The sequence below is a fragment of the Duganella sp. Leaf61 genome (assembly GCF_001421905.1).
Taxonomy (GTDB): domain Bacteria; phylum Pseudomonadota; class Gammaproteobacteria; order Burkholderiales; family Burkholderiaceae_D; genus Rugamonas; species Rugamonas zoogloeoides.
In genome coordinates, this window is the sequence record NZ_LMLM01000001.1 from 193,335 (window position 1) to 207,772 (window position 14,438).

Annotated in this window: 6 protein-coding genes; 2 read left to right on the plus strand and 4 right to left on the minus strand. The window is 58.8% G+C overall.

Features of this window, described 5'->3' with window-relative positions:
- The first annotated feature begins 47 nt into the window (after positions 1-47).
- Complete coding sequence (locus tag ASF04_RS00820) at positions 48-2,990, plus strand: TonB-dependent receptor domain-containing protein (RefSeq protein WP_056137489.1); 2,943 nt, start codon at positions 48-50, stop codon at positions 2,988-2,990.
- Positions 2,991-3,080: 90 nt separating this feature from the next.
- Here the strand turns inward: ASF04_RS00820 and gap are convergent, their stop codons facing one another.
- The 3 genes from gap to ASF04_RS00835 all read right to left on the minus strand — a co-directional run bounded on the left by gap (position 3,081) and on the right by ASF04_RS00835 (position 9,484).
- Complete coding sequence (gap, locus tag ASF04_RS00825) at positions 3,081-4,091, minus strand: type I glyceraldehyde-3-phosphate dehydrogenase (RefSeq protein WP_056137490.1); 1,011 nt, start codon at positions 4,089-4,091, stop codon at positions 3,081-3,083.
- A gap of 172 nt (positions 4,092-4,263) precedes the next feature.
- A complete protein-coding gene (tkt, locus tag ASF04_RS00830) occupies positions 4,264-6,258 on the minus strand; it encodes a transketolase (RefSeq protein WP_056137491.1) in 1,995 nt (664 codons plus the stop codon).
- A 142-nt stretch (positions 6,259-6,400) separates the two neighbouring features.
- The gene (locus ASF04_RS00835; protein ID WP_056137492.1) at positions 6,401-9,484 is read right to left on the minus strand and encodes a TonB-dependent receptor plug domain-containing protein; all 3,084 of its coding nucleotides are present in this window, start codon (positions 9,482-9,484) and stop codon (positions 6,401-6,403) included.
- A gap of 539 nt (positions 9,485-10,023) precedes the next feature.
- Between ASF04_RS00835 and ASF04_RS00840 the strand changes: the two genes are divergently transcribed.
- Positions 10,024-10,755, plus strand: a complete 732-nt coding sequence (locus tag ASF04_RS00840) for a 16S rRNA (uracil(1498)-N(3))-methyltransferase (RefSeq protein WP_056137493.1) — start codon at positions 10,024-10,026, stop codon at positions 10,753-10,755.
- A gap of 81 nt (positions 10,756-10,836) precedes the next feature.
- Here ASF04_RS00840 and ASF04_RS00845 read toward each other — a convergent pair whose 3' ends face one another.
- Positions 10,837-13,728 (minus strand): TonB-dependent receptor domain-containing protein, encoded by a 2,892-nt coding sequence (locus tag ASF04_RS00845; RefSeq protein ID WP_162241414.1) that lies wholly within the window; start codon positions 13,726-13,728, stop codon positions 10,837-10,839.
- Positions 13,729-14,438 lie beyond the last annotated feature (710 nt).

Here is a 14,438-nt window from a genome sequence, read left to right on the forward strand (position 1 = left end):
ATTTTCGACCCGTAAGAGTACAAAAGCCATTAAATCAGGGAGTTACAATGATCAAGGAAAGAAAGCTGTCCCACGCGGTACGCATGATCTGCGTTGCGGGGCTGGCAATGAGTTCGCAAGCCGTCCTGGCCCAGGAGACCGTTTCGGCTAACACGGTGCAGAAAGTACAAATCACCGGTTCGCGCCTGCTGTCGCCGAATGCCGATTCGCCTACCCCGTTGCAAGTACTGACTTCAGCCGACATTGCTGCCTCGGGCGCCGTCAACTTGCAGGATCTGCTGCAAAAAAATCCGACCATGGGTACCCCTGGCCTGAGCCGTACCAACTCCAATTTCCTGACGTCGGGTGGCGGTGTATCGACCGTCAACCTGCGTAACCTCGGCGAATCGCGTACGCTGGTATTGGTCAATGGCCGCCGCTTCGTTTCCGGCGTTCCCGGCGACACCGCAGTCGACCTGAACACCATCCCGATCGACTTCATCGAACGCGTGGAACTGATGACCGGCGGCGCCTCAGCCACCTACGGTTCGGACGCCGTAGCCGGTGTGGTCAACATCATCCTTAAACGCAACTTCGAAGGCGTCACCGTCGACGCCTCGGTGGGCCGCAGCAGCCGCAGTGACGACTCCAAGAAAAAACTGGCGATCACCTTCGGCACCACCAGTTCCGATGGCGCCAGCAACATCATGGGTCACTTCGGCTACTCCAAGCAGGGTTCGGTAATGTCGAAAGACCGGCCGGGCCTCGGCGCAGCAGTCGACCAGTACTCGCTCGCCGAAGCCGTCACCGGCGACGTGCGCGATATCTTCAAGACCATTTCGCCGTACTACTCGAGCTTTGCGCCGCAAGGCCGCTTCTTCTACGGCAACGCAGCCAACGGCCCGGCAGGCAACTACACCTACGACCGCAATGGCAACCCGATTCCGTTCGATACCAACGGCAACAACGGCGCGGCCACCGGGTTCAACCGTTCGGAGTACCGCACCATTGCCGTGCCGACCGAGCGCTTCCTGTTCGCCACCAACGGTACGCTCAAGCTCAACGATAACAACAACGCCTTCTTCGAGGGTACATATGCCCAGACCAAGGTCGATACCAACATCGAACCGTTTGCGCTCGACTCGTCCAACGTGTATCGCCCGGATGGCATTGTGCCTGGTGAAAGCCTGATCGGCGGCGTCAAAATACGCAACCCGCTCATTCCGGACTACCTGTGGAACCGCATGACCGACACCAACGGTGACGGCCTGCGCGACTACCGCTTCACCCGCCGCCTGACCGAGTTCGGTCCGCGCCACAGCTCGGTTAATCGCGGCACGCTGCGCCTTGCCACCGGTGTCAAAGGCGTGCTGCCGTTCACCAACGACTGGAACTACGACGCGTTCGTCAGCTATGGCCGCACCACCGAGTCGCAAAACTCGACCGGCCAGGTCAACATCATGAGCTTGCGCAATTCGCTCGCTGGCGTGCCCAATGGAAGTGGCGGTGTCATGTGCGCCGACGTCCAGGCCCGCACCGACGGTTGCGTACCGATCAATATGTTCGGCTTTGGCACCATCACCCCGGAAGCGTTGAAATACGTGACCGCACCCGGTTCGCTGGAAACGGCAATCACCCAGAAAATCGCTGGCGCCAACGTCGGCGGCGATCTGCCGTGGGGTCTTCCAGCTGGCAACATCGGCCTGAGCGCCGGCTTCGAATGGCGCAGCGAAGATTCCAGCAGCGTGCCCGACCCGCTGACCCAGGCTGGTCTGAACGCCGGCAACGCCACGCCACCGACGTACGGCAAATTCAACGTCCGCGAAGTGTATGCCGAAACCCGGATACCGCTGCTCAAGGACGTCGTGTTGGCCAAAAACCTCGACTTCCGTGGTTCGTTCCGCCATGGCGACTACTCGACGGTGGGCAGCACCAACAGCTGGAATGCTGGTCTCGAGTGGGCGCCCGTATCGTCACTCAAGTTCCGTGGCACCCGCGCAGTGTCCACCCGGGCGCCTAACATCAACGAGTTGTACCAGCCGCCTAGCCAGGACTTCCCGTCGGTCAGCGATCCGTGCGAAGGCATTACCGCCACCGGCAGCGACCCGATCAGCGTAGCCTGCCGCGCAGCACCGGGCGTCGCCGCCAACCTTGCCGCCAACGGTGGCGTGTTCACCCTGAACCAGGCCGACAAACAGGGTGTCAGCGGCTATAACCGCGGCAATCCGAACCTGGGCGCCGAACAGGGCCGCTCCAGCACCATCGGCGTTGTCGTCACCCCGACCATGATTCCGATGCTGAGCAAGTTCACCTTTACGGCCGACTACTTCAACATCAAGATCTCGGAAGCAATCGTCAGCACTCCACGCCAGTTCTCGCTGGCACAGTGCTACGGCGGCGGCAACCCGGTCTACTGCGCGCTGATCACGCGTCGTGCAACCGCCGAAGGCTCGAACAGCCCCGGCTCGATCAAGTACAGCGACACGGCCGTCACCAACAGCGGTGGCTACGGCACCAAGGGTATCGACTTGACCGCGTCGTGGGCGGACCGTGTCGGTCCAGGTCGTCTGAGCGCGAAGGTTGCGTACACCTACCTGAAAACCTTGTGGGCAGTACCGCTGCCGGGCGAGGCCGAGGACGAATCGGCTGGCGAAGTGGAGTCGCCACGCAACAAGGCAGTGCTCAACCTGGCCTACAAGTGGGGCGACTTCGGCATCAACTCCACCACCAGCTATACCGGCCGCGCCGGTCTGGACGACCAGTTCCTCAACACCTACGAAGACCCGCAGTTGGCACCGAAGATCGGTTCGTACACCACGACCGACTTCCAGCTGACCTATGACGTCAAGAAGAACTACCAAGTGTACTTCGGCATGGACAACGCCTTCGACAAGAAAGCGCCACCTATCGTCACCGGCTTGCCAGGCAACACCACCGGTACCGAGACCAATGCTTCGGCCTACGATCCTATCGGCCGCCGCTACTACCTCGGCCTGCGTGTAACGCTGTAATACTGCCTCCTGCCCGGCCACCTCGGCCGGGCATAAAAAAACGCTCCGGTCCCGCAAGGGCCGGAGCGTTTTTCATGGAACAGCCAAAAATTACTTGGCGTTCATCAGGGCGACGGTGGTGTCGAGCATGCGGTTCGAGAAGCCCCACTCGTTGTCGTACCACGACGAGACTTTGACCAGTCGGCCCGACACTTTGGTCAGGGTCGAATCGAAGTTCGACGACGCCGGGTTGTGGTTGAAGTCGATCGATACCAGTGGTTCGGTCTGGTAGGTCAGCACTTCTTTCAGGTCGCCTTCGGCAGCTGCTTTCATCAGCGCGTTGACTTCATCAACGGTGGTGTCGCGCTTGGCGATGAAGGTCAGATCGACCAGTGAAACGTTGATGGTCGGTACGCGGATCGCGAAACCGTCCAGCTTGCCGTTCAGTTCCGGCAGCACCAGGCCAACCGCGGCAGCAGCGCCGGTCTTGGTCGGGATCATCGACTGGGTCGCCGAACGGGCGCGGCGCAGGTCTTCGTGCATCACGTCCGACAGGACCTGGTCGTTGGTGTAAGCGTGCACGGTGGTCATCAGGCCGGTTTCAACGCCGATGGCGTCGTTCAGTGGCTTGACCAGCGGTGCCAGGCAGTTGGTGGTGCACGAAGCGTTCGAGATCACGGTGTCCGACGCTTTCAGTACGTCCTGGTTCACGCCGTACACGATGGTGGCATCGACGTCCTTGCCGCCTGGCGCCGAGATGATGACTTTCTTGGCGCCGCCCTTCAGGTGAGCCGAAGCTTTCTCTTTGGTGGTGAAGAAGCCGGTGCACTCGAGCACCACGTCCACGCCCAGGTCGCCCCATGGGATCTCTGCCGGGTTACGCTGGGCGAACACGCGAATCACGTCGCCGTTCACGATCATGTTGTCGCCGTCTACTTCCACGGTGCCTGGGAACTTGCCGTGGGCGGTGTCGTAGCGGGTCAGGTGGGCGTTCGACTTGGCATCGCCCAGGTCGTTGATCGCAACGATCTGGATGTCTTGCTTTTTACCGCCTTCGTAGAAAGCGCGCAGTACATTGCGGCCGATACGGCCGTAGCCGTTAATTGCAACTTTAATCGTCATACTCAGCTCCTGATTGAAAAAAATTAGGTAAGAAGACCTCTCAAACCTACTGCGCAACCCGCTATCGCCTCTCCGTTGCTCAGCGTACGTCCGTACGCTTCCGCCACTCCAGACGATATCGGACCGCTCGCTACGGTTTTAGAAGTCCCTTAATTCAACAAGCAATTATAGATTAAGCAATCACCAGTTTGGCTTTCGCGACAACATTTTCCACGGTGAAGCCGAAGTGCTTGAACAGCACGCCCGCTGGTGCGGACTCGCCGAAGGTGTCGATACCGACCACGGCGCCTTCCAGGCCCACGTACTTGTACCAGAAATCGGTGACGCCGGCTTCGATCGCCACGCGTGGCACGCCTTTGGTCAATACGCTGGCTTTGTAGGCTGCGTCCTGGCGGTCGAACACGTCGGTCGATGGCATCGACACCACGCGCGCGGCGATGCCTTCGGCGTTCAGTGCCGAGGCGGCAGCGACGGCCAGTTCCACTTCGGAACCGGTGGCGATCAGGGTGACTTTGGCATCGATCACTTCCTGCAGCACGTAACCGCCACGGGCGATCGCGGCCACGGTTTCCGGCGCGCGTTCCTGGTACGGCAGGTTCTGGCGCGAGAAGATCAGGGTCGATGGACCGTTCTTGCGCTTGACCGCTTCGCCCCAGGCCACCATCGATTCGGTGGTGTCGCATGGACGCCAGTTGTCCAGGTTGGGGATCAAACGCATCGACGAAATGTGCTCGACCGACTGGTGGGTCGGACCGTCTTCACCGAGGCCGATGGAATCGTGGGTGAACACGAACAGCGAACGCTGTTTCATCAGCGCAGCCATGCGCAGCGCGTTGCGGCTGTAGTCGGAGAAGGTCAGGAACGTGGCGCCGAACGGGATGTAGCCACCGTGCAGGGCCACGCCGTTCATGATGGCGGCCATGCCGAATTCGCGCACGCCGTAGTTGACGTGGTTGCCCGGTTTGCCCGAACGCACGGCAACCGATTCTTTCCAGTTGGTCAGGTTGGAGCTGGTCAGATCAGCCGAACCGCCGAGGAATTCCGGCAGCACCGGCGCCAGTGCCTGGATGGCGTTCTGGCTGGCCTTGCGGGTGGCGATGGTTTCTTTCTTTTCGACGGTGGCAGCGATCGCGGCAGCCAGCGTTGCGTCAAAGGCAGCTGGCAGGTCGCCGGCCATGCGGCGGCTCAGTTCGGCAGCTTCGGCCGGGAACTGGGCGCTGTAGTCGTTGAACAGCTTGGTCCAGGCGGCTTCCTGGGCGGCGCCCGCTTCCTTGGCGTCCCACGCGGTGTACACGTCGGCAGGAATGTCGAACGGCGCGGCGGACCAGCCGATGTATTCGCGTACATTGGCCACTTCCTTGTCGCCCAGCGCGGCGCCGTGCACCTTGTCGCCGCCTTGCAGGTTTGGCGAACCTTTACCGATCACGGTTTTGCAGCAGACCAGGGTCGGCTTGGTAGCAGTCTTGGCGGCGGCAATCGCTGCCGAAACGGCAGCCACATCATGGCCGTCCACGTCACGGATCACGTTCCAGCCGTAGGCTTCGAAACGGGCCGGGGTGTCGTCGGTGAACCAGCCTTCGACTTTGCCGTCGATCGAGATGCCGTTGTCGTCGTACAGGGCGATCAGCTTGGACAGGCCCAGGGTGCCGGCCAGCGCGCACACTTCGTGCGAAATACCTTCCATCAGGCAACCGTCGCCGAGGAAAGCGTAGGTGTAGTGATCGACGACTTCGAGCCCCGGCTTGTTGAATTCACTCGCCAGCAGCCATTCGGCCAGCGCCATGCCGACCGCGTTGGCCAGGCCCTGGCCCAGCGGACCGGTGGTGGTTTCCACGCCCGGCGTGATATCGACTTCCGGGTGGCCCGGGGTTTTGGAATGCATCTGGCGGAAGGCGCGGATGTCATCCATGGTCACTGCGTAGCCGGACAGGTGCAGCAGCGCGTAGTGCAGCATCGAACCGTGGCCGTTGGACAACAGGAAGCGGTCGCGGTTGACCCATTTAGGATTGGCCGGGTTGTGGCTGTAATGCCCACTCCACAGCGCTACAGCGATCTCTGCCATGCCCATCGGCATGCCTGGGTGGCCGGAATTGGCTTTCTGGACGGCGTCCATTGCCAATGCGCGGATCGCGTTGGCCATGTTGGTGTGCGGGAGCGTAGTGTTCATGGTGATAAGTGAGTGCGGGAGGTTTGAAATCCGAGAGCTGCCAACTGCAGTGCTGCTGAACACAGTATTTTACCAGAGCTCACGCCCCCATAAAAAAAACCGCCGGGCAGACCGGCGGTTTGGACTTCGATTACTTCAGTAATCAGAAGCGGTGGTTGTATTCCACGGTCAGCTTGGCCGCGCGTGGCGCGGTGTAGCTGATCACGCGACCGTAGGTCGAGTTGATGACAGTACCTTCGAGGTTGTAGGTCTCGTCGATGGTCTGCGCGGTCTGCTTGTTGAAGACGTTGAAGACATCGATCTTGACCGACAGGCCCTTGACGATTTCCGGACGGTAGACAACGTTAGCGTCCAGGCGCTTGTCCCATGGCAGACGACCCAGCGAACCACGTGGCGTTTCCTTGTCGCAGTAGAAATACACGGAACCGTAGTCATCGATGTCAGCAGGAATGTCAGGACGGTTGCCGAAGCAGCTGCGTGGACGTCCCGAAGCGATCAGAGCGTTGCCGCCGACTTGCCATTCCGAATTGAACTCGTAGAAGCCGAATGCCTTGATCTGATGCTTGCGGTCGTTTGGCAGCAAGCCGTTGGCGCCGATCATCAGTGGGTAGTTATCCCAGGTCGAGGTGGCGGCAACATCGGTTTGAGCGTTGTCCGAACGGGTCTGGCCTTCGGTGTTGCCCTTGCTCTTAGACCAGGTGTAGTTTACGCGGCCATACCAGCCGTTGCGCATCGGGTGCTCGGCGAACAGATCGACCGCCGTGTAGTTACGCTTAGCTTTTTCGAAGCCCAGTTCGGCCTTGCTCAGGTGCACGGTCGAATAGGTACCGTTGTTGGCGAAGTCCACCAGGAAGGTGTTGTCTTTGCCCGGGTTGAACGAAGCGCAGTTGAAACCGGCGTAGTTGCTGGAATCGACATTGTTACGATCGGCCCATGCATACATCACCGAACCGTCGCAGAAATCGTCGATGGTCGACTTGAGCTTGCGGTAGGTAGCCTTGGCGCCGAAGTTCAGGCTCGGCGAAAACGCTTTTTCAAAGCCCAACGTGATTTCATCCTGGTAAGTTGGATCGATGTCGAGCGCGGTCAGGGTCTTCGGATCCTTGGCCTGGCCCAGCTCATTGTTGGTCGAGAACACACCGGTCATCGGTGACAGGCCCAGTGGCAGACCATTGGCATCGGTGCCGGTATAGGTGAAGTATTGGCGGGTATTGAGCGAACGGCTGGCCCCGCGCACTGCCAGGTGGGTCGGGATCTGCAGCGCATAACGGCCGGCGCTACCAAACACTTTCAGGCTGGCGTCGCCAAACACGTCCCATGCTGCGGCGACGCGTGGCTGGACGAAGTTTTCCACTTCCAGGAACGTGATGCCATCGCCGTTTTTGTTCTTGAAGCTCTCGTTGCGCAGGCCCAAGGTCAGCAGCACATCCTTGGTGACTTGCCAGCGGTCTTCCAGGTACTGTGCCGACTGGTCGGAACCGGCCGACGTGGTCGAATCGAAGATACGGTTGCTGACGTAATAGCCTTGAGCGCCGAGGCCGCCGCTGGTGCCCGGCACGATGTTATAGCCACCGCCAACGCTGATTGGCGTCAGAGGGTTATTGGTTTTGCTGTAAACCCAGGTACCACCGCCGCCATACACATCGCCTGCCGAGCCGGATTTGAGCTTGTTGTTGTCGAAACCGGCACGCAGCGAGTGCGTATTGAGCTTGTATTCCAGATCAAGGCGATTGGAATCGATCTTGCTGCTCGAATCATTGGCGGTCACCAGGCCTGACAACACTTGCGTACTGTCGTAGTTAAAGCCGGGGACGCGGGCTGCGGCCGGCGCGCTGACCTGGAACAGCGGACCGGAAGATGGCGGTCCCACCAAATCGTAGCGGTTAGCGTTCTCGGTCTTGCTGCGGCCCACCAGCGCCTGCACGGTCAGGTTATCTGTCAGATTGCCCGTGTAGCGCAAGATCTGCGTGTTGGCGCCAACCGATGGCGTATAGTCTTCGCTGTTCTTGTAGTGCTGCGAAGCTTTCAGGGTGTTCCCGTGCGTGAACGTCGCGTAATCGTAGCTATACAACTGGCGATCAGTCTTGGCAGTATCGCCCAGCGCCGTCAATTCCAGGCGATGATTGTCGGTGATATTCCAGTCCATTTTGACCATGTAGCGGTCGATCTTATCCTGTTTCTCTTCCCAGCCCGAAACGCCATTCAGGGTCGAGGTGCGGGTACCGAGATTGCTGGCCGTGGCATTGGTGCCTTCGACATCGTAACGGCGGGTTTCCGCCGACGCGAACAGGAACAATTTATCTTCGATGATCGGGCCGCCAACGTAGGCGCCGTAAATCTTCTCGGTACGGCTGTTGTCCTGGTTACGGCGGAACAGCGTGCCGTCGGTGCCAACCCGGCCCGGGGCATCCATATTCTCGGGCGCACCTGTGTTTGGATAGTAGGTATCCTTGGCCTTGGCACGCAGCGAATTCGGTTCGATGGAAAAGCTTGCGCCCGCTTCCCAGGTATTGGTACCGCTCTTGGTGGTAACGTTGACCACACCGCCGACCGAACGCCCGAACTCGGCGCCGAAGCCGCCGGTCAGGATCTGAGCCTGGGCGATGGCGCCGAACGGCAGTTCCGATGCGCCCAGCTGGGTCAGCGGATTGGTGACAGGGAAACCGTTGATGTAGTACGCATTTTCCGATGCGCCGCCACCGGCGAAGCTGGCGCCAGCGGCATAGCGCGAGTCGGCGCGGGTAGTGTTTGGCGCCAGTTGAATGATGGCATCTACCGACTGTTCGATCGGCAGGCGCGACAGTTCACGCGCAGTGAAGGTGGCGCCGTTGTTGGCGCTGGAGACGTCGATGCGGCTGCGGCGGCCGGTAATCTGCACCGTCTGCGTACCGGCTGCGGCAAACTGGGCTTCCACACCCTGGCCAGCTAATACTTCGATGTTGGAAGTGGCGCCGGCGGTGGCGCCTTGCTGCAGCGTCACGGTGTAGCGGCCGATCGGCAGCGCGGTCACATTGAAACTGCCACTGGCGTCCACCGGTGCGGTACGCGTCAGGTTGGTATCAAGATTTTTCAACACCACAGAGGAAGCCGAGCCGGCAGCCACGCGGCCGTACACGGTACCCGATGCATTCGACTGCGCCATCACCGGCTGCACCACCGCTACCGTCATGGCGGCTGTGGCAAAAGCCAGCGACAGCGCATTGACCAGAACTGTTTTTCTCAACATATCAATTATTCCCGAATATAGATTTGCCTTGTAGGCAAGATTGCCCGAGCTCTCTCTTGTGGAAAGCTGTTACCAACTTTTACTAGACAGTATGATTTCCGTCTATAAATCAATAAAAACATGCGAGACATAACACTGTCAACAACACAAGTTTCATTACGCAAGAAAACAACGAAGAACGGCAGGAAGTGTTGCAAATTGGTTTAATAATGAATTTTTCAAAAAATTTTTTTTACATGAATTACCAACAAAAGCCATACAATAATACTGTTAAAAATAAATTTATTGAATAATATTCGTATATCTGTATTTGTTTTCCTCATATGGCCGAATACTTGCGGTGACCGGAAATTCCTGAAAAAATGGCAAAATATTAATTTTTCACCAAGCGGGTGCAAATTAAAATGGGAATGCACCGATACGGATATGTTTTGCACTATCGATGTGCAATATTCTACTTATGGTTGCTTTTCTTTGATTGACTTCCGACCAGGCTGGTCAACGATTAAAATGACGCCAGATCATTCGACCGGACCACCATGCCCCGCTTTTACCTTCCCCTGCCGCTGACCGTCGGTCAACGCGTCACCTTGCCCGACACCCTGGCCCACCATATCCAGGTGTTGCGCCTGACCGAGGGAGACACCATTTCTCTGTTCAACGGCGCCGGCGGCCAGTACACCGCCACCCTGCGAGAGGTCGCACGGCGCAGCGCCAGCGCCGACATCGACGACCACCAGGCAGTGGAAATCGAGTTGCCGTTTGCGGTCACGCTGGCGCAGGCGCTGCCTGAAGCGAGCAAAATGGACTGGATCATCGAAAAGGCCATGGAACTGGGCGTGTCCGCCATCGAACCGCTGGCCGCGCAGCGCTGCGTGGTGCGGCTGTCGGCCGAGCGTGCAGAGAAAAAGCTGACTCACTGGCAGGCCATCATCGCTTCGGCGGCCGAGCAGTGCGGCCGCAATCGGCTGGCCACGCTGGCGCCACCGCAGGACTACAAGCAGTGGATCGCGCGCGCGCCGGAAACAGCGCAGCCGCGCATCATCCTCAGCCCGCGCGCTACCACATCGCTGGCCGGCTGGGCGCGCGCGCAGCCGCCGCAGGCAGTCACATTGGTGATCGGTCCCGAAGGCGGCTTGAGCGATGTGGAAGAAGACCTGGCGCTGCGCCATGGTGCGCTGGCGCTGTCGATGGGGCCGCGCGTGCTGCGCACTGAGACTGCGGCGCTGGCGGCCGTGGCGGTGCTCAGCGCGGCCTGGGGCGGGATGTAACAGCAAGCACCCAATGAAAAAACCCGCGCTGCACACTGTGCAGACGCGGGTTTTTTGTTGGCTCTGGCTTAGGAGTTCAGTTTAGAACTTCAGGTTGGCGCCAAAGGTGATGTAACGGCCAATGGTATCGTAGGCGCTCGGGAAGGTGTTACCACTATCCATGGAGGTGGTCGAGACGTTGGCACCGACAATCGGTGGTTTCTTGTTGGCAGCGTTGTTCAAGCTGACATTAAAACGCAGGTTTTTGCTGAAGTTCCACACACCGGAGAGATCCACATAGCTGTGGGCCTTGATGTGCGAGTACTCCGGCAGATAGGTGCCCGAACCTGGCTCGACATCGGTCGAGCTGACATAGCGCCAGTTGTAACCGACCGCGAAGTCGCCGACGTTCCAGGTAAGGCGCTGGTTGAACTTGCGCTTGTACACCGGTGCATTGGAACTGTTGATGCTGTTACAAGCCACCGAGTAGTAACCGAGGCAATCGCGATCATTCAGTTTGAACGATTGCACCTGGGTCAGGGCGAAGGCGAGGTCGAAGATGCCGAACTTCGGATCGAGGTTGATCTGGCTGGCGCCGAGCTTGTAGTTCACGTTCAGATCGTAGCCGCTGGTCGACTGGCGACCCAAGTTCGACAGTGGCGTGGCAACACCGCTCGAACCGGCGCCGTTGAAGGTACCGTTGGCAGGGTTGCGGCCGATCGCGGCGCACGAGTCGTTAAAGGCCAACGATGGATTGAACTCGGTCTTGTAGCAGCGATCAAGAATGTCTGTCGTGCTCAGGCTAGAAATTGCCTTCTCGAGCTTGATCGAGTAGTAATCAACGGAGATGGCCAGTTTTGCGATCGGTTCCCAGACGAAGCCGATGGTCTTGGTCTTGGCTTCCTCAGGTCCCAGGGCGGGGTTACCGCCGCTTGCATTGTTGATCTGGCCCGACGATGGCACCGGCACCGAACCGATTTCGCCGATCGGCACACCGGTAAGGCGGCACAGGTTCGACAGCGTACCTGGCGTGTTGGCTTGCGCCTGGTTGATCAGCGCCAGCTGGCACGGATCGACCGCTACGTTGGACAGGCCGGTGGTCAGCGGCTGGAACAATTCGTTCACGTTCGGCGCGCGGGTAGCCTTTTGCACGGAAGCACGGAAGCGCAGCGATTTGACTGGCGACCAGTCGCCGCCACCTTTCCAGCTGCCATAGCTCTTTTCCGCACCGGCAACACTGAATTCGGTACGGCGGTAGCCGAGCTCACCGTTCAGTTCGCGCACGAATGGCAGATTGCGGATCAGCGGTACTTGAGCTTCAGTATAGTACTCGCGCATGCGGAAGCTGCCGCTGCGGTCCGGGGTAGGCGCGCCGGTACCGAGTACCTCGGCCTGGATTTGCGACGCTGCGTCGGACTGGGTGCTGGCGGTCACTTTACGCTGCTCGCCACCGATCGCCATGGTGATCGGCTCGTTGGCGAACGGGCTCACGAACGAGCTACCCAGGCTACCCGAAAAATTCACCGAAGCGACGTCCTGCTTGACGTTCTGCAACAGCAGCGCGCTGGCGTTGATGAACGCAAGCTGCTGAGGGGTAATACTTCCGGCAGCGCCAAACACGTTGAGCGGTACGCAGTTGTTGGCGGTATTGACGCAGGACGTGGTGTTCAGAGCATTGAGCGCTTGGCTCACTTTCGACAGCGACCCCCAGTTTTGGCGGGTCTGGATCTGGTCGGCCGAACCACGGGTCCAGTTGGCGTCGTAGGTCCAGTCGAAGGCGACGTCGCCTTTCACACCCAGCGTGTATTGCAGGCTCTTGTTGTCAAAGTTGTTGAAACGCGGGCCCAGTTCGACGAAGCGGCGATTGATGGTCATCGGCACCATGGTGGCGTTGCCCGGCACGCAGTTGGCGGCGGTGATGCCACGGCGTTCGCAAATCTGCTGGCGCGCGGCGGCAGGAATGTACGGGTTGCCGATTGGTACGTTGAAGACGTTGCCGAAAGTACCCGACTCCGCCAGCGTGGAAGCGACCTTGCTGGTTGTGTAGAACAGTTCGGCGTACACGTCGGCATGGTCATTCACACGATAATTGGCCAGCGAGGTCGCTTGCGTGCGTTCCAGGCCGGTCGCGTAGTAGTTCAGCGGGTTGGTGTTGTATTGCACCAGTGGCTGTACCAGGCGGCCACTGGCAGGATCGATCTGCCAGTTGCCGGCCAGCGTGCTGGTACCGCCAGTGCCCTGGGACACGGCGAAACCGCCGGGAATCGTGGTGTTGGAGCCGGTCGGACGGCCGGTTACCGAGCTCAGGCTGGTAACACCGTAAGGGCGCGAACCCTGGGTGACCGGATCGGCGCTGGTTTTGCCGATGCTCAGGACAACGTTGCCGCGGCCTTCATCGAGGCTGGCGCCCATGGTCAGGTCGGTGCGCTTGCGCTTGCCGTCACGGTCGCCGGTGGTGCCACCGTACGAGGTGGAAACATCGAGGCCGGTGAAGTTACGCTTGAGGTTGAAGTTGATCACGCCGGCGACCGCATCGGCGCCGTACGACACCGAAGCGCCACCGGTCAGCAGATCGACGCGGTTAAGCAGCGCCAGCGGAATCGAATTGGTATCGACCGCGCCGTTCAGATTGAATGGCACCATGCGGCGACCGTTGATCATGACCAGCGAGCGGTTTGGGCCCAGGCCGCGCAGGTCGATGGTGGCGCCGCCACCGGAACCGTTATTGACGCCAGCACCAACGGCAGGCACCGCTGCAGGCAGGCTCTTGAAGAATTCTTCGACGGCCACAGGCTGGGAGGCACGGATTTCTTCCGAGTTCACCGACGAGATGGGGCTGGTTGAGGTCGTGCCAGGCGTGGTGATACGGGTACCCGTCACCTGCACCTGTTCGATCCTGGCCGGAGCGGCTTCTTGCGCTACCGCGTTGTGCATGACCGCCGACGCGCCCACCATCATGCCGCTGGCGAACACGGCACGCAATGCCAGGGACATCTTTTTCTCTTGAATCATTGTGAAGCTCCCGTAGTTGAATTCTCGTTGTCGAGAAATACCTCAGTTACGCCTCTTTTAAAGGCGCTTATTAAAATCTTCCGCCGCCACCCAGCCGGGCGCACACGTTTGTAACACTCTGTATCCGAGTCCACTGCATCAAAACATTTGGCGTTTGTTTTGTCTATATACGGCTGGAAATTTTTCCTGCGACCCAATGCTGACCAAAATGGTGCACAACGAGATCATTTGGTGCAGCCATTATGAAAAAATTCTTAAAAAAGCAATTGTCATTAAGATATGCATCAAATCAATCATAGAATTTTGTTCGCCAAAATCAATTTTTCCCAAAAAAAAAATACTGATGAAAGAACTTTTTTTTCGCTTTCATGCAGCAATGCAGCGCATTCTTTTTGTCAACAAAAAATGAATGGAGACAAACTGGCGCAACCGTTCTGCACAATAAAAGTACGTTTGAAGTTTGAAAACTTGTTTCAGCCTGCTACAGCGTGTATTTAACCGGTTCAAATCCGTTGTTAGAGAACAACGACGTTCACGCCGATATTTATTACATAACTAAACAATTTATTTATTTTGTTACGTGACCGAGATTAATAATCGACATATTCCGGCAACGGGATGAAGTAGAAGTAGCGATCGGCAACCACGTACCTTGCTGCCAGGAAGCGGTAAAATAGCGCCCTGCGGCCGCC

What these genes read in the sequence shown, in the direction of transcription:
- ASF04_RS00820 (WP_056137489.1), top strand. Translation starts at nt 48, where the DNA reads ATGATCAAGGAAAGAAAGCTGTCCCACGCGGTACGCATGATCTGCGTT.
- gap (WP_056137490.1), bottom strand. Translation starts at nt 4,091, where the DNA reads ATGACGATTAAAGTTGCAATTAACGGCTACGGCCGTATCGGCCGCAAT.
- tkt (WP_056137491.1), bottom strand. Translation starts at nt 6,258, where the DNA reads ATGAACACTACGCTCCCGCACACCAACATGGCCAACGCGATCCGCGCA.
- ASF04_RS00835 (WP_056137492.1), bottom strand. Translation starts at nt 9,484, where the DNA reads ATGTTGAGAAAAACAGTTCTGGTCAATGCGCTGTCGCTGGCTTTTGCC.
- ASF04_RS00840 (WP_056137493.1), top strand. Translation starts at nt 10,024, where the DNA reads ATGCCCCGCTTTTACCTTCCCCTGCCGCTGACCGTCGGTCAACGCGTC.
- ASF04_RS00845 (WP_162241414.1), bottom strand. Translation starts at nt 13,728, where the DNA reads ATGTCCCTGGCATTGCGTGCCGTGTTCGCCAGCGGCATGATGGTGGGC.